Below are 23,635 nucleotides of genomic sequence, written 5' to 3' on the forward strand. Positions count from 1 at the left end.
AAGTGAAAAGGAACAGGCAAAAGTCTTGATGAAGCGCAGACTATAATGAGTGTAGCCTTGGACGAGCGGCGGCAAGCGGTTAAGCCGCCAGGGTGAACTGGGCAGTTCTACTACTCAATACTTATAGGAGGAATTTATTATGCGTGTTTTTGTCACTGGTGCTACTGGTTTTGTCGGCTCTGCCATTGTACGTGAATTAATAGATGCGGGGCATGAAGTACTTGGCCTCGCCCGTTCGGATGAGGCTGCGGCAACGCTCACTGCTGCCGGGGCCGCTATACACCGCGGTTCTTTGGATGATCTGGACAGCCTGCGACAGGGAGCGGCTGCAGCGGATGGCGTTATCCATGCTGCTTTCATTCATAACTTCGCGGATCTTACGACTGCAGGTGAGACAGACCGGCTTGCGGTCGAAGCAATGGGTGCCGAACTCGCGCAATCAGGTCGGCCGTTCGTCGTAACTTCCGTGATCGGGCATCTCACACCTGGTCAGCTAGGTACTGAAGAATCTGCGCCCGATTCGAGCTCTTCCGCGAAGCATCGAGCGGGTACGGAAGAAGCAGCACTTTCGTTGGCGTCGCAGGGCGTACGCGTATCGGTGGTGCGGCTTCCGTTGTCCGTTCATGGCAATGGCGATACCGGCTTTGTACCGGGCTTGATCCAGATCGCCCGCAACAAGGGAGTCTCGGGCTATGTGGAGGATGGCCTTAACCGCTGGCCTGCTGTGCACCGGCTTGATGCTGCACATCTCTACCGGCTGGCGCTGGAGATAGCTCCTGCTGGGAGCGTGCTGCATGCCATTGGCGACGAAGGGGTGCAGATTCGTGAGATTGCTGGCATAATCGGCCGCCAGCTCAGGCTGCCGGTTGTCAGCATCCCTTCTGAAGAGGCATTAGGGCATTTCGGTTGGCTGACTCATTTTGTTTCGATGGACATTCCTGCTTCGAGCAGCGAGACTCAAGAGCAGCTCGATTGGCACCCTGCTCATCCGGCGCTCATTCCTGATCTTGACAGGGAGCAGTATTTCACAACAGTTACATATGAGAATGGATGATCTTTTATCAGAACATAACCACCAATGGAGTCAAGAGGATTAGGCAAGCATATGGCATGAATGGGATAACGATTTCTTAATCAACTGGAGCATAATAAGAATGTAATGGATCAGCTTCATCGATTAAGAAACAATATTCCTAAACCTATGGAGGATATTTTATGCAAAATGTAATTTTGAACAATGGTGTAGAGATGCCAGTGCTCGGTTTTGGTGTGTTTCAAATTGCTGATCAAAGTCAGTGTGAACAAAGCGTTTACGATGCTATAACAAGTGGTTACCGGCTGATTGATACGGCTGCCTCCTATCTGAATGAGGAAGCCGTTGGCAGAGCGGTCAAACGCAGCGGCGTGGCAAGAGATGAGTTGTTTATCACTACGAAGCTTTGGGTTCAGGATACCGGTTATGAGCGCACGAAGAAAGCCTTTGAGAATTCACTGAAAAGACTGCAATTAGATTATTTGGATCTGTATTTGATTCATCAGCCTTATGGTGATGTGTTTGCCTCTTGGCGCGCGATGGAGGAATTGTACCGTGAAGGAAAGGTCCGGGCTATTGGCGTAAGTAACTTCCATATGGACCGTCTGATCGATTTAATCATTCATAATGAAGTCGTTCCTGCCGTAAACCAGGTTGAAACGCATCCTTTCAATCAGCAAATCGAAAGTGCAGCCTTCATGAAGGAGAACAAGGTCCAGATTGAGTCTTGGGCACCTTTTGCTGAAGGAAAAAATAACTTATTCCAGAATGAGCTATTGGGCTCCATCGCTGAAAAGTATAATAGATCGGTTGCTCAGGTCGTTTTACGCTGGTTAACCCAAAGAGAGGTTGTCGTGATTCCCAAATCGGTTCGCCTAGAACGAATGATCGAAAATTTCAGCATCTTTGACTTTGAAATAAGCCAAGAGGATATGAAGTCGATTACTACACTAGACACGAATCAGAGCCTTTTCTTCTCCCATCGTGATCCTGAAATGGTCAAACGGCTTAGTAACCGTAAACTTGATATCTGACACCGATAATCCTAAGTTGCTAAAATAAGAGCAGAATGCTTAAATGCATCTGCTCTTGTTTTGTTTGGTTGAATTGCCTTAGTGGTCCACAACTCAGTAAAAAGACGGTTTTGACCAATCTGTATTCGGTTCACTAACGCCTAAACTTGTATAGGCATAACCTTTAGGGTTTTCGATAATATCTAAGATCAGTTGTGCTACAGCTTCTCTGGTCACTTGTGCGCCTACAAAGGGTTCACCTTTCTGAGTTACCTGATAGTCTATATTTCCTGTCTGATTATAAAGCCAGGTTAAACGGAGAATTGTGTAACACAAGCTGGAATTCTCAATAATATCTGCAGCCTGACGGTGGCGCTTGATACCGGAAGTACCCACCATTCGTTCATTCCATTTACCAAATGCTCCGGGCACCTCGCCATAAATCCCTAAGATGGACGCTGCAATTAGGATGTTAACGTTACAACTTTCCATTGCTTCTACAACGGTCCCAACACCTGCAAGGGAATTTAGATCGTTTAGATAGACGGCATCTATTCCTTCAAGCGCCTTCTTCACAATATTGATATCCGTAAAGTCTCCGTCAATAACATGCTCTCTATTAACGTCCGTAATGTTGATTCGGTTCAATCCATTACGGGCCAATAAAACTAACGAGTGATTCGATTCTGTTAACAGCTTCTCAGTAACAAGACGAGAAATTTGACCCGCAGCTCCAAGAATTAAGATTTTCATAGTTATTCCCCTCCTACATTTAGGTAGCTCACACATCCATACTGATTTCATGCAACCACGCGGACAAGGCTTCTTGTGCGGTTGACATTTTAGTGCGTTCTATCTCAAAGCTATCCAGGACAGTTGCCTCAGGGACAAGCCCTCTAATGGCTGAAACCGTCTGTCCCACTCCATACCCCGCATGCGTGCAAAATAGGATGATGGTTTTTCCCGAAAAATCATATTCAGATAAGAACGTTACAATTGGAGCTGGGAGGTTCATTCCCCAGCTGGGATGTCCCAGGTACACGACTTCATAGTCATCCATGATTTCCACTTTGGTTCATAACGGTGGTTTAGAGCCTGCCGCTCTCTCTTCCGACGCCTGCTTCACCGTTGCTTCATAATCTTCAGGGTATGGTTCTACGGTTTCAATCCGGAAAAGATCGCCGCCGAGGATACCGCATCTGCATCTTCAATAGAAGAGATATTTCCTAACTTGCTGAAGTAGGCTACGAGAACTTTACGTCCTCCAATGTTAACCTGTTCCTTGTCCACAGTCTTGTTTTCGCTTGGACCAGGATATGCACTATGGCTGGGTGCGCCTGGACTGCTCTTGGCCGCTGTTGTCTGCACAGGCTGCAAGCAGTGTCATCGCTAACGCAAGAACTGAAAGTAAGGTTATCGTTCTGCATTTCATCAAATTTATCGCCTCCTTCACTGGTTTTGTCTTATGGACATCATCCTCGCGATCTTACAAACGAAAAGCCGCGGCCTAACGAAAAAACAGCGATAACGGTAGCAATCACTACCGAAATAGTACTAATCCAAGGTATCGCCAATATCGAAAAACTTCCGATTGCTATTCCGCCAATTCCCGCCCCTGCAGCAAATCCAAGCTGTACGAACGAGCTATTGAGACTAAGAACTATACTGGAAGCCTCAGGAGCAAGGGATACCAGATTGAAATTCTGGGTTGGCCCAAATGTCCAGACGGCTATCTCCCAGAGCATAAGGAACATAATAGTCCAGATCACCCATTCAGAGATGGAGGATTGTAGCATCAATGCAAGAGCCTGTACAACCATTGAACAGAAAATTGTACGGATAACGCCAATCCGATCCGCCAGGAAGCCGCCTAATCTGGACCCCATTAAGCTTCCTATGCCTAACGTTAGGAGAATAACACTCATTCTACTTTCCATCGTTGGCATAACTGTAGCGAGAAAGGGTGTAATGTACGTATCGACCACTGAAAAGCCAACAAATACAAAGAAAGTCACGCCCAGGGTAATGGCAATCCGGGGCTGCTTCAGGAATGCCAATCGCCGGGATAGCCACATCCCCTTCCATCACCGGAATAAATTTCGCCACTAAAAAGGTCGCCACCAGGCATAATAAACCTATGCCCCAGAAGATTGTCTTCCAATCATAAGTGGCTGCAATGATACGGCCGATAGGAACTCCGAAAACAAGCGAGGAACTGAATCCCATAGCTACATTGGACATCGCAGACCCTTGGCGTCCGGGAGATGCTAGTTTTGACGCTAAAGAATAAGCTGTAACTACGAAAATTCCGGTCCCGAGTCCAAGAACAACGCGAGATGCCATTAATAAAACAAAGCCCGGAAGAGTAAGTGTTAAAGCGATTCCGAGCAATATGATCATTAGTGCCATCAACAATTGCTTACGCTGGTTCATCTTCGCGGTGGCTATCATTACAATGGGTGTACCTAATGCGTTACCGAGCGCGAATACAGTGATTAGCTGACCAGCAGTAGATACAGAAACGTCAGCTGATGCGGCTATTTTATCGAGCATGCCTACAATACAGAATTGGGTAGTTCCAACCAAGAAACTGACTAAGGCGAGCATGTATACTTTCCAGGAGTTATTCATTTCTTGATTGTTCCTCCGATTGTTATTTTGCCATCTAATTCAATTATGCAGGAAAAGAGCACGAAACCGTTATCCTGATCGTACTGAATGGTTGCCTATTCCTGTCACAGCGTTAACTATACGGATCACTTTTGGTTTATAATCGAGAGAAACATCTGGAGGAATCGCCATGTCGGACGCCATCCATATTCAACAAAAAGAACTGGCAAAGCTTATTCAGCACTATTCACCATCAGATGGTGTGTTTGAGACAGCTATTCCTAATCTATTTATCATCCGATACTCCGAAGTATCAGAACCTGCATACAGGGTGTATAAACCTTCTTTTTGCGTTATTGCACAAGGTTTAAAAGAGGTATTTCTGGCTCAAGAACGATTTGAATACGGTTCAGCAGATTATTTGATCGCTTCGATGAATCTGCCTGTAGTTGGCCAGATTATTAGAGCATCATCCGAGATTCCTTATCTGAGCATTAAATTAGAATTTACACATGACCAGATTTTAGAGGTGATTAACGACGTTAACGTTCACATGGTCCCGAATGACAACGCAAAGCGTGCCCTGTTTGTAGGTCAGTTGGAGAACTTCTTAATGGATGCGACGCTAAGACTTATTGAATTGCTGAACCGACCGGAGGACATCCCGTTCCTTGCTCCACTGTTCACAAAGGAAATTCTGTATACGCTTCTGAAGGGTCCTTATGGTGTTACGCTAGGTCAAATTGCCATGGAAGGCAGTAATGCCTATCGCATCAGAGAAGCCATTGATCACATTACTACCCATTTCGATCAATCTATGCGTGTTGAAGAGCTTGCTGAAGCAGCGAGTATGAGCCTCTCCTCTTTCCACCGTAACTTTAAAGAAGTGACTGGGATGAGTCCCATTCAATTTCAGAAGCAATTGAGGTTGCAGGAAGCAAGACGTTTATTGCTCTCTGAATCTGCAGAATCTGCTGAGGTCGCTTTCCGGGTCGGTTATGAGAGTGCTTCCCAATTCAGCCGTGAATATTCCCGTATGTTTGGTTCACCTCCGAGATCGGACGTAAAACAATTAAAGGAAATGTACGATCCCGCTAAAAGTATTGTTTACTTGGGGGACTAACGCTTAGGTGTGCTCTATTTCAGCTTTAAACAAAAGGGGTATCCCATAAGCCATGAAATGGCTGCTTGGGACACCCCCTGTTTTTGGAGTCGGATAAACGATTGTGCTTGTGAGGACGCTCCGCGAACGGACCGTTGCTCCAATCGCTGTTGTGTCCAGATTTTTTGAATTCCCCTTAGCGGTGAAAATCCGGACACAAAGGCGACTGCTACCGCTTTTCCGCAATCATTCCGTCCTCTCCACTGGTTTCAGCGGAAAAATCATTACCGAAGTGCAAGTTGTGAAGACTGCCCACTGAAATCCTGCTGTACGAAGGCGGCGGGAAACCGGGAAGTCACCGTCAGTATGGCAGCCCTGCGTTACCGAAATCAGGCCAGGGAGCTATTGCGAAGCGAGGAAGGATATGCGCTTGCGGTTCGGAGAATGACGGAACCAGAAAGTGCGTTTGGCCAACTGAAGAACAACCGGGGATTCCGGCGTTTCCTGCTTCGAGGGTTGTCAAAAGTGACGCTCGAAGTCGGGTGGCTTTCGCTTGCCCATAACCTGCTAAAGCAGGCCACTACGGATCAAAAACGAAAACGAGCCAGTCTCCAATAACCCGGAGAGTGGCTCGTTTTTTTGCTTTTACAGCTTCGATGTGTAAAAGGCTGTCTCATACATGAAAAATATCTCCTTTTGGGACAGCTCCTTTTCGAGTGAATTATTCAATTAAAATTACTGCCGATCCACTTCACCATTGCTGGATCGCGGTGGGAGAAGAATAAGCTCTCTTTCGTATCTAGCGCCGCAATCGCATTCATATCCTCTTCGCTTAACTCAAAGTCAAAAATATTGAAGTTTTCGATGATTCTTTCTTTGCGAACTGATTTTGGAATGACAACAACATCTCTTTGTGTCAGCCAGCGTAACACCACTTGAGCAACCGATTTATTATGTTTTTCAGCAATCGATACTAAGGTCTCATTCTTGAAGATGTCATTTTTACCTTCTGCAAAAGGCGCCCAGGACTGAATCTGGACTTGATTGTCTTGCATCAGGTTTTGGCTTTCAATTTGCTGGTTGAATGGGTGAGTTTCAATTTGGTTCACGGCAGGGATGACCTCATTATGGATGATCAAATCCACTAGACGGTCCGGATAGAAGTTGCTCACTCCGATCGCTCTAATTTTTCCTTCACGATACAACTCTTCCATCGCACGCCAAGAACCATACACGTCTCCAAAAGGCTGGTGGATCAGATAAAGATCTAGATAATCCAGTTGTAGTCGTTCAAGAGATTTCTCGAATGCTATCTTTGTCTTTTCATAACCGGTATCGCTAACCCACAGTTTAGTGGTAACAAATATTTCTTCACGTGGTACACCGCTTCGCTTAATCGCTTTACCAACTGCCTCTTCATTCTGGTAAATTGCAGCTGTATCCAGCAAGCGATAACCTGCCAACAGGGCCTCATAAACGGCTTGTTCACACTCGTTAGCATCAGTAACTTGGAAAACCCCAAAGCCGATGATCGGCATCTCAACACCATTGTTCAAAGTAACTTTTTGCATCTAATTCCCTCCTGTTTTAGTTGCACCAGCCATATATTGGATAACCCATATTATATAAGTTAAATCACTTCATGTAATCATCACTACACGCCGTAATTATATCGCTAAGCGCCAATCTTGTTATCAGTGAAAGGAATGAACTATTCTCCAATTTGAAGGGGTATCGCCTTCCCAAAGGCGGAAAGCGCGGTAAAAGGAATTCTGTTCTTCATAGCCAAGCAAAAAAGCTACTTCTTTCAAATCTATCGTTGGATCAGACAAATAGAGCAGCGCCTGCTCGCGTCGGGCAATCGCCAGCAATTGCTTGAAGTTAGTACCTTCATCGGTGAGTCTTCGCTGCAATGTACGATCACTCATTCCGAGCTCACTGGCTACTACCTGAATATCGGGGCGCCCTGCGGCTAAGCTTCGTTTCATGATCCATTTGACCTTATCGATGACAGAGCTTACTCTTTGTTGGTCCACTAGAGAGCGGTCTAGCGCTGGAGTTAATATATCGAGCAAATCTGCATTGTAGGACACAAAAGGAAGTTCTAAGTCGCTCCGACGTACTGTTAAACGGCTACGTTCTGCACTGAACTTAATGCGACAGCCAAAGTAAGACTCAAGCCCTTTAATCTCGCCAACTGGACACGAAAATTCGACTGAATGTGCTTGTAATGAAATACGCGTTCCTCGTCGTCCCATTTCCAGCAAAGAGGCCATTATGATTCCAGCGAGCATAGGCGGCTCTGGCAGTTCACTATATAACCATTCTAATTCAATAGTGCAAAGCTCATCCTTTTCAGTGATATGAAATCGTTCAGGGACACACAGTTGTTTGTAGCGGGCCAATCTCTTCAGTGCATCTCGAAAATCACGTGCATGATATGGAGCCAGCACACTCGGGGGAAGTTGTGATATTTCCAGGTCATTCATTTGTTTGGCAATAATTGCAGCAGGATCATCAATTATTTCAGAGTAGGCTTCCCAAATGGCAAAATACTCGGCAGTATTGACAAATTGAGACTCAGTAAAGATGGTTAGCGGCAATTTCGCTTTACGTAGGATGTCTTGGGCTGAAACATCGATTTGACGCAAGCCAATCCAAAAATTTGCCGGTATATGAATACGGTCTAAAGAATGCGATGACATGTATGGAGCACCTCCTTAGGTTATCTAAGCAAAATGTAATTACATGGATAATCATAAAGTCACTAGCATTATAATTATTAATCATACAGATTTCTAGTGTTATTGTAACCATCAGGAGACGCCTATATACCATCAGGAGACGCCTATATACTATCAGGATGCGCCAAGGAACTGACTTAATAAGTCTATTATCAAACTTCTGCTAGAACAGCTATCGAACTGCTTAATTCTCGCTGTGTCTTCGCGTAGCAAAGGGACCAAGTTCTTATCCCGAGAATAGGACAAAACTTGATCCCTCAAAATTCACTTTATATTAGTTTAGAAATCATAATCGAACCAATCGAAATGAGCCGGTGAGATAGATTTTACACCATTACCTGTTGCATACATTGCCATAAATACACCCGTAAAGCCGCCGGCAACCTCTGTTCCCAACAGCCCACATTCTCCGTGACCGAACCAGACCGGTTCCTGACCGTTATCCGAATATCCAAAGGAATATTGCGTTTTGTCGGCGTGAACGATCAGAACAATGGAGTCTGACGACCAGAGAATTTCATTCTCTACCTTCCACAGCGAGCCCAGCCGTCTGCGAAAGATAAGCTTGCGCTCTTCTTTGCTTCGCGTTATGGCGATTTCATAATGAAATCGTTCATTCATTAACACAGTAATGCCTGCTTCTTCACCATCCTGTTGTGGTGCGAATGTCAGATGTGCAGTAGAGCGACATTCGAAATGCTGCTGTCTTCTGCCAACAAAAGCTGGCACACCCCCTTCATTCAGAGACACTTCGGAACCATATAGTGTTAGATAGCCTTTTTTCTCAGTGAGAGACCACAACTCCTGATCAGTTGAACGCAGGAAATTCCAGAATGAAGCTAGTGTCGTACTATCGAAGTCATCTCTTACTGGAGGAACAGGCTGTGATTGTAGTGGAAGACTTCCTGCTGACATGATTTCGCTAACAGTTCCATTGTCACCGATGATCGGCCAACCGTCCTCTGTCCAATTTACCGGTGCCAGAAAGGTTTCCCGACCGAGATGATGATGCTGAGGATATCCGATGGGCCGAATTCCAAGGAATACAGCCCACCAGTTGCCATCTTGTGTCTGGATTAAATCGGCGTGCCCTGTTGCATGAATGGATTTCTGCTGGCTTCGATGGGACAGAATTGGATTATACGGGCAGCTTTCAAAGGGGCCATCCGGGTGTTTGCTTCGAGCCACAGTGACCATATGTCCGTATTCTGTTCCTCCCTCGGAAATCATGAGGTAATAATAATTTCCGATCTGGTAAAGATGCGGAGCTTCGGGGTATTGGCCCCCAGTCCCTTTCCACACTAGAATAACATCTGAAAGACGCTTTCCTGTTTCTATATCAATTCGGCTCTGGTAAGCTCCTTGGCCCATGGCATCATGAGAGGTCGTATAATAAACTGATCCGTCATCGTCAAAGAACAGATCTGGATCAATGCCGGGCTGATCAACATAAACAGGATCGGACCAGGAACCGTGCGGGTCGTTGGTGTACACATAAAAATTTCCTCCACCCGACACATTAGTGGTAGTCATGTAGAATGTTCCTTTGTAATAACGGATCGTTGGTGCATAAATACCGCCTGAGCTCCCAGCTGTCCTAAGATCTAACTGTTCTGTGCGTGTCAAGACATGACCTATCTGTTGCCAATGTACTAAATCTTTACTATGAAATAACGGTACTCCAGGAAAGTATTCAAACGAACTGGTCACCAGATAGTAATCATCACCCACTCGGCAGACGCTGGGGTCAGGGTGAAAACCACTAATAACGGGATTGCGATAATTCATATACAGATTCTCCTCATCCATTACAATAGTAAACTACTCATTCCAAAGCTTGACACGATCCTGGACATATTTTGTAAATCCTTTTTCCATCTTCTCGACTCCGGCTTTAATCAGATCCTGCTGATAGTCATCCCAAATTTTGTCGAACTCTTCTGGTTTTGCAGTTACAGCTTCCGGGATTCTTTTCCATGTGATATCTTTCATCTTATTAGCCAGAATATTGGATTCATCATCACTCGGCACCGGAATATTCCATGCTGCCCCCCAAGCTTTAACCGGAAATTGGTCTTCTTTCGGGAAAAGATCTAACCAAGTCGTTGCATTATATGCTTGCAGCGTTTCCTTATCGGCAGCCGTATAGGCTTCAATAATTTGTTCCGGGTAATTCTTTGTAATGTAGTTGCCGGTCGAATCTTTAACACCATCACCATAATGTGCTCCAATGTTAGTATAGAACCCGATGCCGGTCTCCTTACTGAATGCAGTGCTGTCATTAATAATGCGCTCCTGTACCTCTTTCGGTACGACACGTTTACCGTCTTGCATAGTATACTGCTTACCCTCAATGCCCCAATTATTTAGAACCTGAACTTGTTCAGAAGCCATGAAATCCAGGAATTTAATCGCCCGAATGGGATCCTTGCAGGCTGTCGTAATACCAATACCCCAACCGGCTATGAAGCCTGTGGACTGGAAGCGATTATCTTTATATTTGTCAGACAGCATTACCGAGTAATGACCATAAGTCTGTTCAGGTTTTCCTGCGGTCTTAAGGGATTTCTCGCCATCCGCATAATCCCAATCGGCATCGATCAAACCAATTACTCGCCCCGAAGCAACCTTGGCCAAATATTGATCATTCTTTTGTACAAAAGTATCTTGCTCGAGCAGGCCGGTGTTGTACATATGATTCAGCCACTGGAAATACTCCTTTTCGCCTTCCGTTCTAAAATGATAGGTCGCTTCATTAGTGTTGGAATCGATATAATATTCGCCATCACCTGACTTACCCGTCGTTTCAGCTGCGGGATTGGTTACGGAGATATACATCCGCCAATCATCTGAATTAAGCATAAGCCCAATATTTTTATTCCCAGTTTCGTCAGTTGGATGTTTGGCTAGATAGGATTTTATAACATTCTCGTAATCTTGAAGTGTTTTAATTTCCGGATAGCCAGCTTCTTTCACAGCGCGGTGCTGCAACTCAAATCCACCGCCTGCCACAAAGGTTTTCCCATCCACAGCTGAATAAGTCGGAATTACATAAATGGACTTGTCATCATTGCTGTAACGAAGACGCTTAATTTGATCACCAAACATTTTTTTGATATTAGGAGCATATTGATCGATTAGATCGGTAAGATCAAGCATAGCTCCGGCATCAACTAATTTATTCAAATCTCCTTTGGGGTTGATGAGGTCAGGGTAGTCACCGCTTGTTGCAATAAGCGCTACCTTTTGTGCAGGGTCGCCTACAGCAAATTCGGCATCAAGTGTCACGCCTGTCTGCTTCGTAATTTCTTTACTGATATCATCCTGCATGTTTTGCCAATTCGGGTTTGCATCTTCACCAAAATAAGAAAATGTGATTGGGGATGTATCGTTCTTAGTTGTAGTCTCCGCCTTGTTGTTTGCTGCATTATTGCTGCACCCGACCACCAGTCCCAATGCAAGAGTTATTACCAATCCTAACCTCGAATACTTTCTAACTTTACCCATTCTTATACCCCCATTTATAATTGCATTATTGTAAAGCATAAGGCAGAGAATCAATAAACGAACGAACCAAAAAGATTTTGTATGCGCTTACGTGTTGTTCAAAATGAACAGACTAACTAGCACCACTCCTCTGTAAATTTTGCTCCCAGTTAATATTATAGTTTTGTTCTGGTCCTTAAACCTTGATTTTAAAGACCAAAAATAGGATGATAGGGACAAATGTTCAGCAATCCTAGATGAAAGGGGAGTTTCGATTGCGAAGTGTTCCTCTAAATTGGTTTACATCCGACGATCAATTTGAGTTTTTTATTCAGTACGGAGGACATCAGGAGGATATGTATCTGCATAATCATGTAGATTTCTCCGAGCTCGTTATCGTACTGCACGGAAATGCTACACATATTGTCAACACGGAAGAATCCTTTATCAAGCGAGGGGACGTTTTTGTCATTGATGGCGCTACTTCTCATGCCTATAAAGACCCTCATGATTTTCAAATTTGCAACGTTATGTATAACTCTGAGCTTCTGAAGTTGGCAGGTCCTGATCTGAGAAAATCAAACGGTTTTCAGGCTCTTTTTATTTTGGAACCGTTTTATCGGAATATCCAACATCTGACAAGTAAATTGAGCTTGCCGATTTCAAGTTTAGACTATATCGCATCACTCCTGGATTTCATGATTGAGGAATATAATAGTGAATTCCAGGGATATCAGACGATGTTACGTTCGCGATTTATGGAGCTCGTCGTACATTTGTCCAGACAGTATGAGAAACAGGAAAGACAAGGGGTTCAAAACAATTTGATGCATTTGGCAAATGCCATTTCTTATATGGAGGATAACTATTTGGAGCGGCTTTCACGTGAGGAAATTGCAGCTAAATCGAATATTTCCGTTAGGCATTTGAATCGGATCTTCCAATCCTATTATCAAACTACACCTTTCGCTTATCTTCAGCAGCTTCGCCTGGAACATGCATGTATGTTATTGAAGAAGACAAAGCTGCCTATTTCAGAAATATCTTACACAAGTGGTTTCAACGACAGCAACTATTTTACTCGCCAATTTACCAAGGTCTATGGCATGTCCCCCAAATTATACCGGAAGGATTTGTAATTAAATTAGGTGTGTACGAATTAAAATGTCCTGATCATGATTGCCGAACCCAGCCCCATAGAGTGTCAATCCACCGACGTTAACGGAATTCTCGTCAACCGCGAAGCGAAGTGTCCAGAATTGTTCCCGCAACTTGATATCTTCGATAGTCACGTCCGACATCCACTCTTCATCTATAAATGTTCCTGAGATGTCAATACGGATCGTCTTCAATAAGCCGTATTGATTCACATTTCGATGCCACCATTCCGGTGTATATTTACCCCGCGCAGCCCTTCCGAAGTCAGCTGGGCTTGTCCAGATTCCAAGCGAAACTCCGTTAAAAGTGAAGCTAATATCAGACGGCCAGTGATCGCTCAGGCCGGGCGCTTCGGACGCAATTTCCAACGAAATTTCAATGGACTCGGGAGTTTGATCAGGAAGTAAATAGTTAGGTGTCTTGTACTCGACGTACCCCCTCCCGAACCACAAAATGGCAGCGTTCACCCGCTCAGGGTCCAGAAAATAGCGTGGGTCATCCCAAACTCCAATTTCCATCTCACGCGTGCCAAGCCCACAGGTAGGATGAACATCAAAAGAAGTATAATGTCCAACTGAAATAGCCTGCTCTCTGATCCTCGCGGATTGGCTGGCAACTGGCAGCTCAATTTCAACTTTTTTTTGTTTCAAGTAACACATTTTATGCGTCCCTCCGTTTTGGCGCACCCTGCGGCTTCCGATTAGGCCGGCTTCTTCCAGTTTTCGGATGTGCATGGTGACAATAGAGGAGCTAAGCTCTAACTTAGCTGCAATCTCTTTCACATTCATTTCATTATCGGCAATGAAGCTCATAATTCTCCATCTGACTTCACTGGCCAGTGCTTCATATAACGCCATGAATTTCGGTTCCCCGTTCGCTTTGATCATGATTATAATCTCCTGACTCCTATTTATTGAAATCATATATATATTAATTTAATAAATTTCATGATAACCTTCAACTCTATTATATTGAAATTATCTAGTCTATGGTGTTTAATTTTCATAGCAGTTAATCATATTGGAATCATATATATATGAATTTATCAATGAGGTGAAGAAATGAAATATAATAATCCGGTCATTAAAGGATTTTATCCTGACCCCAGCGTATGCAAAGTTGAAGACACTTATTATCTGGCTTGCAGTTCCTTTCAGTATTTCCCCGGCGTACCTATTTTTGAAAGCAAAGATCTGATTAATTGGACCCAAATCGGTCACTGCCTAACCCGCAGAAGCCAGATTCAACTGGACACTGTGGGCAGCTCTGGTGGTGTATTTGCTCCCACTCTGCGCTACAATAAGGGACGATTCTATATGACTACTACCAATGACACTACGCATCAGAACTTCTATGTATGGACTGATGATATTTATGGTGAGTGGTCTGAACCCATTAATGTTGATCAGGGGGGAATCGATCCGGATTTATATTTTGAAGACGACAGAGCTTATTTCATGAGCAATGGGACAGATGATAATGGAGTTAACGGTATCGTCCAGTGCGAAATTGAAATTGAATCCGGGCGCAAGCTTACGCCAAGCCGCTCGGTATGGCAAGGTTCAGGAGGTCGTTATTTGGAAAGCCCGCATCTATACAAAATTTATGGACGATATTATTTGCTGGCAGCTGAAGGCGGAACCGAATATGGCCATATGGTCACTTATGCGCGGGGAGATTCACCTTCCGGCCCGTTCGAAGCCTATGCGGACAATCCTGTACTGACCAATCGTAATTTGGGTGGTTATGAGCTGCAGGGGGTTGGGCATAGCGACCTGATTCAGGACCACGAAGGGAATTGGTGGCTTGTTCATCTTGGATTCCGGCAGACTGGCCAATATCTGACTTTTCATCACTTGGGACGCGAAGTTTTCTTAACTCCGGTTACCTTTAGCGATAATGGCTGGTTTACTGCGGGTCACAATGGCACCACTCTTCTGAGCTTCGAGACGGATCGTATTGCGGACACGATTATTCAGCAGGAGAAAAAAGTCTTTACGTTCGAGAATACGGACTGGAATCTGGACTGGTGTTATCTGCGGCATCCGGCTACAGAACATTATGTGTTAGAACCTGATAATATAAAGCTTAAAGGAACAGAAGTAACACTGGATATTCCGGCATCCCCAACATTTATAGGTATTCGTCAAAAAGACTTCAATGCGGTTATTTCATGCGAAATCAACTTGGCTAGCGGCGAAGCTGGAATTACTCTATATATGGACGAGAACCACCACTATGATTTGGCACTGCGTAAACATCAGCATGGATACGAGGTCATCGAACGACTGAATATCGGAGACATTAAATCTATTGAGAAATCCATAGATCTCAGCCAATGCAATCATGCCGTATTGGTTGTTAAGGCTACTCCTACTTATTATAATTTCTATATTCAGATGGATGGTACCGAGACGTTACTTGGAGCGGCGCAAACAAAATATCTCTCCTCTGAAATAGCAGGCGGGTTTACTGGTGTACTTATCGGTTTGTATGTCACTGGAGAAGAAGACGATTCTAACGCGGTGTTTACTAATTTTAGCTGTGTTTATTCTTAAAGATTCCGACTAATTCACTCTATCAAAATTGTAATGCAATAAAAAAATCCCCTCATGTTAACAGTTCATCCTAAGAAAGATTGAACACTGTTGACCGGTGGGGATTTTTTATGTTATCCAATACAACTCCACCTAAACTACCCCGACAACTCGCTCAAGTTATCTGGAGTAAGATCTAGCTCCTTACCGCTTTGGTTAACAATATAAATTTTCTCAGGAGGACTCTCTAGACTTTTCCCCGTAATGAATAGCTGGTGCCCTCCTTCGATTTTGTACTTTCTTATATATAATCCTGAACCGATATCCTCAAAAGAATATTTGTTAAAATCGTCCCAACTCAGTGAAACGCCTTTGTCAGATAAGTTTTTTAATTCATCTACTGAGATATATTCACTTAGCCCTTCTTCCCTATTACTTTGGCATGCTGAGCAAATAAGTAGCACGAATAACAATGTCATTGAGAACTTAAAGTATTTTGCTAGTGTCATTTATATCCCTCCCCAAACCCGTCCGTTTATTGAGCTACTTATAATATCTCGATATACCCTTCTGTTCCATGCACGCGAATTCGTTGACCATCTTTAATCCGTTGGGTAGCCTTCTCCACTCCGACAACTGCAGGCAATCCGTATTCACGTGCGATAACTGCACCATGAGTCATCACTCCACCAACTTCGGTGACTAGACCTTTTATGGATATGAACAATGGCGTCCAGCCTGGGTCAGTATAAGGAGTTACTAATATATCTCCCTCTTCCAAATCCGCATCTTCCATGTTTAAGATGACACGTGCTCGTCCCTCAATCACTCCGGAAGAAACAGGCAGACCTACAAGGGCATCGGCAGGAAAATAACCCCGTTTGTACTCACCCGTAATGATTTCACCGTCAGACGTGATCACACGCGGCGGAGTTAGTTTTTCATATAGTTTGTACTCTTCTTTTCGGTTGCTGATGAGCTGTCTGGTCGTAAGCTCTGCTTGCTGCTCGACCAAGCAACCCGGGTAATCCAGTTTATAGTTGCGTACGACGTCGTGAAGTTCTTCAAACGTGAGATAGTAAACATCTTCTTGTTCATGGATAATGCCCGCTTGTGTAAGTTGTTCCGCTTCTTTCAATAAAGCCAGCTTATAGATGAAGTAACGGTTAATATAGCCGTATTTGGGATATTCCCGGTAACCGATGAAATTCCGGATCAGGTCGATCATTCGTTTGGTTTCTTTGGCTTTTTGTTCACCATCCGGTAATTGCTTCAATCGCTCTAAGATCTCTTGTTCCTTTGCCAAAGCTTCCTCTCGGCCTTGCTCAAATCTTCGTTGGCTTTCATTGGGCGCAAAATTTTTGACATGACTTAGAATCATCGGGATAAGCGTAGTTGGTTTTTCGCTCCAGCGAGTTCTGGTAATATCGATTTCTCCGGTGCACCGCATTCCGTATTTGCTGAGATAAGCATGGATAGCCTCTTGGGTTTCCTGCCCGCCATGAAGCTTCAGCAGGTCATTCAAGAAGTTATCATCTTGCACATGCTGTAAAAAATCAATGACTTCCGGATAAGGACGAATCACATCTGCGACATCCAGTAGCGCCAGGCCCATTTCCGAAGTGATATTATTAGCTACAGATTGTGAAATCGTATCTGCTGCGTTTTTTTCGCCTAACCACTCGTTCATTGTTTCATTGATCCATGCTGAAGCCTCCATAGCAGCCATAAACACACTGGTACTTTGTGGATCAAATAGAATCTGCTTTAATTGCTGGATATCTTCCAGAATAAAATCAAATAATGCTGCGCCTGATTTCGTTTGGATGTTATGTTGCAACTCCTCTATCGATGTTTGACTACGCTTAATCAAGTCAGCAACGATTGCCGGATCCAATTCGATTTGTGTAGGAGAGCTCACAGGGGGCATGTTTGGACTACTTTTCCCGTGACCCGGTGCGATTTCACCATCTGGTGACGATTGTATAAAATCCTCCCTCCCAACAATGTTGAGGAGTGCGTCTTTGATGAGCGGATCAGATTTGCCCAGGGTATCTATGATCGTTGCTCTTCTCCCAGGCGAAGCAAGCATTGGTGTGACATCCACAAACAACCTTCCGCCAGCTTTACGCATGGGCGCACGAGTAATTAACAGGTAGAAAGACAAGCCGAGTGGTTTTATGGGATCGGTCATCATTTGCCCATGACCTACAGATAAATAAACGTGATTCCCTGGATCATTCGCTTCTGGGATCGGGTACAACGTAGTGATAGGCCGACTCTGGACAATATAAAAGGTATCATCAACCAAACACCATTCGATATCCTGCGGGTAACCTAAATAAGCTTCAATCTGTCTTCCGATCCGTGCCAGCTGTAAAATTTGTTGTTCCGTAAGGGTTTGAGCCTTTTGCTGCTCGGGATCAAGCTGCCGGGTCTCTGTTCCGCCTTCTTCTAGTCCATAGATCGCCAACTGTTTGGTTGAAATCCTCTTATCGACGATTTCCCCATTCTGCACCTTATAACAATCGCCAGAAACCAAGCCAGAGACCAATGCTTCACCAAGTCCAAAACTGGCATCGATGGAGAGCAGCTTCCGGTTAGAAGTAATTGGATCAGCGGTAAATAATATCCCTGAAGCCTGTGGATAAACCATCCTTTGAACGATAACGGATAAATAAACCTGTCTGTGATCAAATCCATTTTGCATACGGTAGATAACTGCGCGATCCGTAAACAGCGAAGCCCAACATTTGCTGATGTGCTGCAGGATGGCATCGACGCCGATGATATTTAAATAGGTGTCTTGTTGACCGGCAAAAGAGGCCTGTGGCAAATCTTCAGCAGTCGCACTAGAACGCACGGCATAGCCATGTTCATCACCAAACTGGGAGAGATAATTAGTAACTGCTGCCACAACATCGGAAGGGATTGCTGCATCCATAATGATCTGGCGAATCTTCTTGCTGAGTTCACCAATTTGTTCCCGATCATCTGTTTTTAGCAAAGATAGTCGATTCAATTCAACGTGATACGCTTCGTTTTGTCCGATCGCTTTTTGAAATCCCACTGTTGTAACACAAAATCCTTCAGGTACTTGTATTCCTTCTATTTTTGCTAATTCCCCTAAATTCAACCCTTTTCAACCCACGAGCAAAAGCTGCGAATTGTCCATTTCCTCAAAACCGAGAACCAAAGAACTCATTCATGATCGCCCCTAACTTTTTCAACCAGATCAGGCTTCCGTGAAGCAGAACCAACGATGACATTTTATTTACTCCATCCACGCGGACTAAACCTCTGACTTAACTTGATATTCTCTTTTGAAATCTGATTTGCCTGCAAGATAAGCAAATCGTGTGAAATAAATAAATTCTTATCTTAATAAAAAAGCCGCGCTCAGCGCAGCTTTCCATTGTTCGTATATCTTATTCGGTCAGACTTTATGACTTCAAGCAGGAATATACAATATTTCTGAGCCGCGGATGCACATAAAGCTCCTGACTATTCAGCAAATGCTGCGCATACATTATAGTCAGCTGTGATTCAGGATCAATGATTCCCAAGCATCCGGCAGCGCCGCTCCAGCCAAATTCGCCTAGCGGACTAAGCGATCCACTGCGTGCTTTTGAAATATGAGTTCTGACACCAAGGCCATAGCCATAACCATCATGATAACCCATGGAGAAATCGCTCCGCGTACGGTCGTTAAGATGGTCTGTACGCATCAGGTCGACCGAAGCAGGTGACAGAATACGTATTCCTTCCGGGCTCGTTCCCCGGTTCGTGAGCGTATTAAGGAAGAGAATATAATCGCTTGCAGTCGATAATAACCCCGCTCCACCACTTTCAAACTCCTCGCCGAGACGATACCCGTTTCCATCCTTGCGTACGGGCTTGTTCAGCACATCGTTATATTCGTATTGGGGCGTTAGGCGAATTAGCTGCTTTTCCGTCAGGTCAAATCCCGTATCGTTCATTCCGAGTGGTCCGGTAATTTCTTCATGGACATAGGAGCTGAATCTTCTTCCGTCTACCACTTCGACGAGCGCAGCGAGAACGTCATGACACAGACTGTAATTCCATCGGGTGCCCGGCTCGAATAAAAGCGGTTCCTTCGCCAGTGCTGCTGCAAACTCCCGGGTTTGAACTCTGCCGTTCGTGCGCTCAACGACCTCCCGTATAGAAGGGGCTTCAAGATCATATGAGAATCCGGCTGACATGGTAAACAGATCACGGACGGTTATGGAATGTTTCGCTCTCTCGGTTTCCACTCGGCCGTCAGGCAAGACTTTCTGCACCGTCATATCTGCATATTCCGGCAGGTAGTCGGAGATCAGATCACTTAACAGTATTGCCCCCTTTTCTATAAGTTGCAGTGCCGCCGTACAGGTAAGGATCTTCGACATTGAGTAAATATTGACGATCTGAGAATCATTGATTTGAATCTTGTCTTCCAAATTGGCGTATCCGCCCTTGTAATGGAATATCGTATTATTGTGCTGCATGACGATTACTTCCGCCCAGGGTATACGCCAAGAGGTGATGTGGTCGATAAAGTGGGATAGTGGTTTAAAGTCCATGGAATTCCCTTCCTCATAAAAAAAGTTATAAAAACGTATTATCGAAGCGGAAGCAGTGGACTAAGCGCGTCTGCCCACCTGCGGTACCCGCGTTCTGTTAAATGGCAAAAGTCAGGTGCCGTTTCGGCGGATAAGATGCCATCAGCCTCAAGTAAAAGTGCACTGATGTCTAAGAATTCATAATGCCGCTCTCTTGCCAACTCTGCATACCGGGCATTAATCTCGGTGATCTCCCTGCGTCTTGGGTGGTCGGGGTACTCCTCCCGGGGGAATACGGCCATAAGTATAATCTTTGCGTCAGGAACCAGGTTATTGACACGGTCGCAGATCGCCCGGCAGCCTTCTACAATTTCATCGGGGCTGTTGGATCGGGCGTTATCCGTGTCACTTGTGTTATTAGTTCCAATCAGAATAACCACAGTCTTTGGCGAGAGCCCTTTCAGTTGACCGTGATCAAGCCGCCAAAGCACGTTTTGCGTGCGGTCCCAGCCGAATCCCAGGTTAAGTACGCGATAAGGCCCAAACACGGAGTTCCATGACTCTACCGCTCCGGCGTTCCCCTCCGTCTTTGGCTCGCCTCCCCAGAAATGGGTAATCGAATCGCCGATTAAGACTACTTCCGGGTTAATTTTCACTTGTTCATTTAGTACCTGTTCATGCCGCTCCCACCAGTCATAGCTATCTTCCTCTAGCTTGGGAACTGGAATGACCGCAGTATTTACGGATTGGGTATCCATTTTCATGCCTATTCCGCCTTTCTATGTAGGCCCAAATATTTGGTGAATTGAGAACTGTCCATTAATCGGACTTATTATATTGCTATTAAACTTACTATACAATCATAATTTTTTGAGATTATATAATACAATTTTGATATCTGTTGGATGAGTTTGAATAATAATATTTCAAAAAAAGACTAAAGGATCTCTTTCTTTTCGCATCTCAAGACAGAGGAATTCTACCTTCACCAGTGTAAATCAGAAGCAGAGATCCATCAAACTGTCGAGGAATATATCTACTTTTATAACTACCAGCGATTTCAGGCCAAACTCAAATAGCGCGCACCGATTGAGTTTCGGCAAGCGCTGGCTGCTTAGCTTTTTTCATCTGTCTACTTGACAGGGCTATAACCAATAAGCATTGAACAGCGTGACTCTCACAGCATTCGCATTCAACTTTATATTTCATATGAGTGTCTCGCGCAGATCGTTCTTCTTTTTACGCGGCATTTCACTACCATTAACTTTGAATTGCATTGAATATACTTTCTAAACAATGACCCGACAATCCTAAGTAGCGAAAAAAGGAATATAGAATAAATTGGAGCAACACATCGAACGGGTGGTTCTTCTCCCTCCTCGATTCCTCAGAAACGACTCAATATCAATAAGTAACTTTGTGTCACATAAAAAAAGAAAAGCCTTATTATTAAGCTTTTCTCGAGAATGAATGTTACGCAGGCAACTATGTATCATTGGACAAAGTTTAAAATTACTGGAATGAAGTCGACAGAATTGATTCTAGCTTTCAAGCTGGTCAAATACTTGGCGTAATTCAATCTGACCTTCCCCATGTCCTTGCAGGTCCGGCCAACCGTAACCACTGGTTTTTCCCTGGTTTCGGATACGAAATACGAATCCCATTTGAACTTGGATGAAGTCCTTTAGCCGTAACCCGTACGCCTTGCCTGACTAATTCCTCATTGTATATCGCATTCCCGTATTTATTATGTTGCCTATTTTTCCTGTCTTCGTGCCCTTTGAGTTCAGCCCGCATAAAATAGCTTTAGGATAACAAGGGGAATGAATGAAATGTGCAGAAATGAAAAATCAGCAGACGCTAACTCAAATGAGTTCGGTTTCCACAGAGACGTTTGGGAATGGGTAGCTTCCGTCTCTCCCGGCGGCGATGAAAGGATTGCCCCTTTTGACTTTGGCGGATCCGCAGAGTTCGAGGTCCCGAAAACCATTGAAACGGAGATTCACCGTTATTTGATGCCCTATACCCATCAACCCGAAGGCGGATATGTTGCGTACATACCGAATGGGCGTGTATGGGGACCCTCTGGTGCTATCTTGACATCGGACGGAAAACTGATCTTCGATCTTTCTCAAGAATACGATAAACAACTAAACAGAATGCTGACAGTGGAAGAACACCCAGCTTTATATCGGCAGAAGGCTAAGAAGCATCGGTATCTCCCTGGGACGGCTGCCGTTCTAACTTTTTGCGGGAGTCACAATTATTTTCACTGGTTATATGATGTACTGCCGCGACTGGGCATGCTGCGGATTCTAAATGGCTCTTCTTCTCAAACCCTCGTCATGAATCCGAATCCTCATGGATCTTTTGTAGAAGATACGTTATCTATGTTTGGTGTATCGGAATCTTCTGTGATTCGTACCGGCGATGATATGGAAATTCAGGCCGACCGGTTGGTTGTGCCTTCCCTGATGATGAATTCCCATTACCCTCCTTGGGCCACTGCCATCGTACGCAAGTTTATGCTGCCCGAACGCGACACAACGCTCCATTCTCCCGATCGCATTTTCATTTCCCGGAGCAAAGTCTCTGGCCGTCGGTTAGTTAACGAGAACGAAGTCATCCGGTATTTGGAGGCACATGGGTTCGTTCCCATTTGTCTGGAGGATTGGACTGTTGCCCAACAAGTGCAGCTTTTTGCTTCCGCAAAAGCAATCGTTTCGCCGCATGGGGCCGGGTTGGCCAATCTTGCATTCTGCACGAAGGGAACCCTTGTCGTCGAAATTTTTCCTATCCGGCATGTAGTGCCTACTTACTGGATGATCAGCAATCATAACAAACTTGATTACTATATGATGTACGGGCAAGATGAAGGAACGACAGAGGAGCGTTTTTCGGGACTTGCGGACTTCTCCGTGGATCTCGATCGGCTGGAGCAAACTCTTCGTATAGCCGGACTGAAAAAACAGGACACATGAGTAGCCGTTCATGTGAACTTGCCCCATTAGATAAATTAATTTGAGCTGTGAAAAGTAGTTAATACGAATCTAATCGGTAAATTGAGCATGCTCTTGTCCCTCGACGATTAAGCAACCACGAAATAATCGGTTGTTTTCGTTTTGGACTGGCGCGTGGATATTTTCTATAAAAAGACCTGCTTCTCGTGCAAATTGTGGGCCGCTACGGTAATCGTTCCGATTAAATCTCTTCCAGTAAAGAACAGGAGCAGGACGCCTATGTTAGTGTGCTTGCCAAGGGATACTATACGGCAAAATGGGCACAAATCCCAATAGAAGTGATACCAAATAAGGCTTTTAATAAGTTGAGCTCCCACTAAATATGAGGTTCAATCAGCCGTAAAGAAGGGTTCCATGACAGCGTTCTGTC

General features: G+C 44.6%; 20 protein-coding genes and 2 pseudogenes. 8 read left to right on the top strand and 14 right to left on the bottom strand.

All coding sequences use genetic code 11. The annotated features are described in order from the left end of the window. The first annotated feature begins 139 nt into the window (after positions 1–139). Positions 140–1,054 carry an SDR family oxidoreductase gene (locus tag H1230_RS17285; protein WP_239711054.1) on the top strand — a complete coding sequence of 305 codons (915 nt, stop codon included), beginning with the start codon at positions 140–142 and terminating at the stop codon, positions 1,052–1,054. Between the two features lie 161 nt (positions 1,055–1,215). Then, a complete protein-coding gene (locus H1230_RS17290; protein WP_239711055.1) occupies positions 1,216–2,067 on the top strand; it encodes an aldo/keto reductase in 852 nt (283 codons plus the stop codon). 93 nt (positions 2,068–2,160) lie between these two features. Here H1230_RS17290 and H1230_RS17295 read toward each other — a convergent pair whose 3' ends face one another. The 5 genes from H1230_RS17295 to H1230_RS17315 all read right to left on the bottom strand — a co-directional run bounded on the left by H1230_RS17295 (position 2,161) and on the right by H1230_RS17315 (position 4,677). After that, positions 2,161–2,799, bottom strand: a complete 639-nt coding sequence (locus H1230_RS17295) for an NAD(P)H-binding protein (protein ID WP_239711058.1) — start codon at positions 2,797–2,799, stop codon at positions 2,161–2,163. 28 nt (positions 2,800–2,827) lie between these two features. Beyond that, the gene (locus tag H1230_RS17300; RefSeq protein WP_239711061.1) at positions 2,828–3,106 is read right to left on the bottom strand and encodes a flavodoxin; all 279 of its coding nucleotides are present in this window, start codon (positions 3,104–3,106) and stop codon (positions 2,828–2,830) included. A gap of 95 nt (positions 3,107–3,201) precedes the next feature. After that, the gene (locus H1230_RS17305; protein WP_239711062.1) at positions 3,202–3,423 is read right to left on the bottom strand and encodes a hypothetical protein; all 222 of its coding nucleotides are present in this window, start codon (positions 3,421–3,423) and stop codon (positions 3,202–3,204) included. A 95-nt stretch (positions 3,424–3,518) separates the two neighbouring features. After that, on the bottom strand, positions 3,519–3,932 hold the full coding sequence (locus H1230_RS17310; RefSeq protein WP_239711063.1) for an MFS transporter: 414 nt from the start codon (positions 3,930–3,932) through the stop codon (positions 3,519–3,521). A gap of 40 nt (positions 3,933–3,972) precedes the next feature. Next, positions 3,973–4,677, bottom strand: coding sequence for an MFS transporter (locus H1230_RS17315; protein WP_239711064.1), 705 nt, complete (start codon positions 4,675–4,677; stop codon positions 3,973–3,975). A gap of 169 nt (positions 4,678–4,846) precedes the next feature. Here H1230_RS17315 and H1230_RS17320 point away from each other — a divergent pair, with 169 nt between their 5' ends. Together H1230_RS17320 and H1230_RS17325 are read left to right on the top strand one after the other, a co-directional pair. Then, positions 4,847–5,779: an AraC family transcriptional regulator gene (locus H1230_RS17320; RefSeq protein ID WP_239711065.1), complete on the top strand. Its 933-nt coding sequence runs from the start codon at positions 4,847–4,849 to the stop codon at positions 5,777–5,779. Between the two features lie 252 nt (positions 5,780–6,031). Further along, positions 6,032–6,376, top strand: a pseudogene (locus H1230_RS17325) (transposase); the annotation flags it as partial. Positions 6,377–6,483: 107 nt separating this feature from the next. On the opposite strand, the gene H1230_RS17330 reads toward H1230_RS17325, so the two are convergent. The 4 genes from H1230_RS17330 to H1230_RS17345 form a co-directional block, all read right to left on the bottom strand. Then, on the bottom strand, positions 6,484–7,329 hold the full coding sequence (locus tag H1230_RS17330) for an aldo/keto reductase (protein WP_239711066.1): 846 nt from the start codon (positions 7,327–7,329) through the stop codon (positions 6,484–6,486). A 123-nt stretch (positions 7,330–7,452) separates the two neighbouring features. After that, positions 7,453–8,463 carry an AraC family transcriptional regulator gene (locus H1230_RS17335; RefSeq protein ID WP_239711067.1) on the bottom strand — a complete coding sequence of 337 codons (1,011 nt, stop codon included), beginning with the start codon at positions 8,461–8,463 and terminating at the stop codon, positions 7,453–7,455. A gap of 318 nt (positions 8,464–8,781) precedes the next feature. After that, on the bottom strand, positions 8,782–10,290 hold the full coding sequence (locus tag H1230_RS17340; RefSeq protein WP_239711069.1) for a glycoside hydrolase family 43 protein: 1,509 nt from the start codon (positions 10,288–10,290) through the stop codon (positions 8,782–8,784). 33 nt (positions 10,291–10,323) lie between these two features. Then, positions 10,324–12,009: an ABC transporter substrate-binding protein gene (locus H1230_RS17345; RefSeq protein ID WP_239711070.1), complete on the bottom strand. Its 1,686-nt coding sequence runs from the start codon at positions 12,007–12,009 to the stop codon at positions 10,324–10,326. 254 nt (positions 12,010–12,263) lie between these two features. On the opposite strand from H1230_RS17345, the gene H1230_RS17350 reads away from it, so the two are divergent. Next, positions 12,264–13,127 (top strand): helix-turn-helix domain-containing protein, encoded by an 864-nt coding sequence (locus tag H1230_RS17350; RefSeq protein WP_239711072.1) that lies wholly within the window; start codon positions 12,264–12,266, stop codon positions 13,125–13,127. Here the strand turns inward: H1230_RS17350 and H1230_RS17355 are convergent, their stop codons facing one another. Continuing rightward, entirely contained in the window at positions 13,128–14,033 is a 906-nt protein-coding gene (locus H1230_RS17355; RefSeq protein ID WP_239711074.1) for an ArsR/SmtB family transcription factor, read from the bottom strand. Positions 14,034–14,207: 174 nt separating this feature from the next. Here H1230_RS17355 and H1230_RS17360 point away from each other — a divergent pair, with 174 nt between their 5' ends. Beyond that, positions 14,208–15,704: a glycoside hydrolase family 43 protein gene (locus H1230_RS17360; protein WP_239711077.1), complete on the top strand. Its 1,497-nt coding sequence runs from the start codon at positions 14,208–14,210 to the stop codon at positions 15,702–15,704. Between the two features lie 137 nt (positions 15,705–15,841). Here H1230_RS17360 and H1230_RS17365 read toward each other — a convergent pair whose 3' ends face one another. The 4 genes and pseudogenes from H1230_RS17365 to H1230_RS17380 form a co-directional block, all read right to left on the bottom strand. Further along, positions 15,842–16,192: a hypothetical protein gene (locus H1230_RS17365; protein ID WP_239711079.1), complete on the bottom strand. Its 351-nt coding sequence runs from the start codon at positions 16,190–16,192 to the stop codon at positions 15,842–15,844. Between the two features lie 38 nt (positions 16,193–16,230). Next, positions 16,231–18,888, bottom strand: a pseudogene (gene ppsA, locus H1230_RS17370) (phosphoenolpyruvate synthase). A 238-nt stretch (positions 18,889–19,126) separates the two neighbouring features. Continuing rightward, positions 19,127–20,266, bottom strand: coding sequence for a serine hydrolase domain-containing protein (locus H1230_RS17375; protein ID WP_239711080.1), 1,140 nt, complete (start codon positions 20,264–20,266; stop codon positions 19,127–19,129). A gap of 38 nt (positions 20,267–20,304) precedes the next feature. Beyond that, entirely contained in the window at positions 20,305–21,009 is a 705-nt protein-coding gene (locus tag H1230_RS17380) for a GDSL-type esterase/lipase family protein (protein ID WP_239711082.1), read from the bottom strand. A gap of 180 nt (positions 21,010–21,189) precedes the next feature. On the opposite strand from H1230_RS17380, the gene H1230_RS31735 reads away from it, so the two are divergent. Beyond that, complete coding sequence (locus tag H1230_RS31735; protein WP_481857180.1) at positions 21,190–21,324, top strand: IS3 family transposase; 135 nt, start codon at positions 21,190–21,192, stop codon at positions 21,322–21,324. Positions 21,325–22,077: 753 nt separating this feature from the next. Then, the gene (locus H1230_RS17390) at positions 22,078–23,226 is read left to right on the top strand and encodes a glycosyltransferase family 61 protein (protein WP_239711084.1); all 1,149 of its coding nucleotides are present in this window, start codon (positions 22,078–22,080) and stop codon (positions 23,224–23,226) included. The last annotated feature ends 409 nt before the right edge of the window (positions 23,227–23,635 follow it).

It is taken from the genome of Paenibacillus sp. 19GGS1-52 (genome assembly GCF_022369515.1).
Lineage (GTDB): Bacteria > Bacillota > Bacilli > Paenibacillales > Paenibacillaceae > Paenibacillus_AQ.

What these genes read in the sequence shown, in the direction of transcription:
- H1230_RS17375 (WP_239711080.1), bottom strand. Translation starts at nt 20,266, where the DNA reads ATGGACTTTAAACCACTATCCCACTTTATCGACCACATCACCTCTTGG.
- H1230_RS17345 (WP_239711070.1), bottom strand. Translation starts at nt 12,009, where the DNA reads ATGGGTAAAGTTAGAAAGTATTCGAGGTTAGGATTGGTAATAACTCTT.
- H1230_RS17335 (WP_239711067.1), bottom strand. Translation starts at nt 8,463, where the DNA reads ATGTCATCGCATTCTTTAGACCGTATTCATATACCGGCAAATTTTTGG.
- H1230_RS17285 (WP_239711054.1), top strand. Translation starts at nt 140, where the DNA reads ATGCGTGTTTTTGTCACTGGTGCTACTGGTTTTGTCGGCTCTGCCATT.
- H1230_RS17365 (WP_239711079.1), bottom strand. Translation starts at nt 16,192, where the DNA reads ATGACACTAGCAAAATACTTTAAGTTCTCAATGACATTGTTATTCGTG.
- H1230_RS17355 (WP_239711074.1), bottom strand. Translation starts at nt 14,033, where the DNA reads ATGATCAAAGCGAACGGGGAACCGAAATTCATGGCGTTATATGAAGCA.
- H1230_RS17330 (WP_239711066.1), bottom strand. Translation starts at nt 7,329, where the DNA reads ATGCAAAAAGTTACTTTGAACAATGGTGTTGAGATGCCGATCATCGGC.
- H1230_RS17310 (WP_239711063.1), bottom strand. Translation starts at nt 3,932, where the DNA reads ATGGGGTCCAGATTAGGCGGCTTCCTGGCGGATCGGATTGGCGTTATC.
- H1230_RS17290 (WP_239711055.1), top strand. Translation starts at nt 1,216, where the DNA reads ATGCAAAATGTAATTTTGAACAATGGTGTAGAGATGCCAGTGCTCGGT.
- H1230_RS17340 (WP_239711069.1), bottom strand. Translation starts at nt 10,290, where the DNA reads ATGAATTATCGCAATCCCGTTATTAGTGGTTTTCACCCTGACCCCAGC.
- H1230_RS17295 (WP_239711058.1), bottom strand. Translation starts at nt 2,799, where the DNA reads ATGAAAATCTTAATTCTTGGAGCTGCGGGTCAAATTTCTCGTCTTGTT.
- H1230_RS17360 (WP_239711077.1), top strand. Translation starts at nt 14,208, where the DNA reads ATGAAATATAATAATCCGGTCATTAAAGGATTTTATCCTGACCCCAGC.
- H1230_RS17320 (WP_239711065.1), top strand. Translation starts at nt 4,847, where the DNA reads ATGTCGGACGCCATCCATATTCAACAAAAAGAACTGGCAAAGCTTATT.
- H1230_RS17300 (WP_239711061.1), bottom strand. Translation starts at nt 3,106, where the DNA reads ATGGATGACTATGAAGTCGTGTACCTGGGACATCCCAGCTGGGGAATG.
- H1230_RS17380 (WP_239711082.1), bottom strand. Translation starts at nt 21,009, where the DNA reads ATGAAAATGGATACCCAATCCGTAAATACTGCGGTCATTCCAGTTCCC.
- H1230_RS17390 (WP_239711084.1), top strand. Translation starts at nt 22,078, where the DNA reads ATGTGCAGAAATGAAAAATCAGCAGACGCTAACTCAAATGAGTTCGGT.
- H1230_RS17315 (WP_239711064.1), bottom strand. Translation starts at nt 4,677, where the DNA reads ATGAATAACTCCTGGAAAGTATACATGCTCGCCTTAGTCAGTTTCTTG.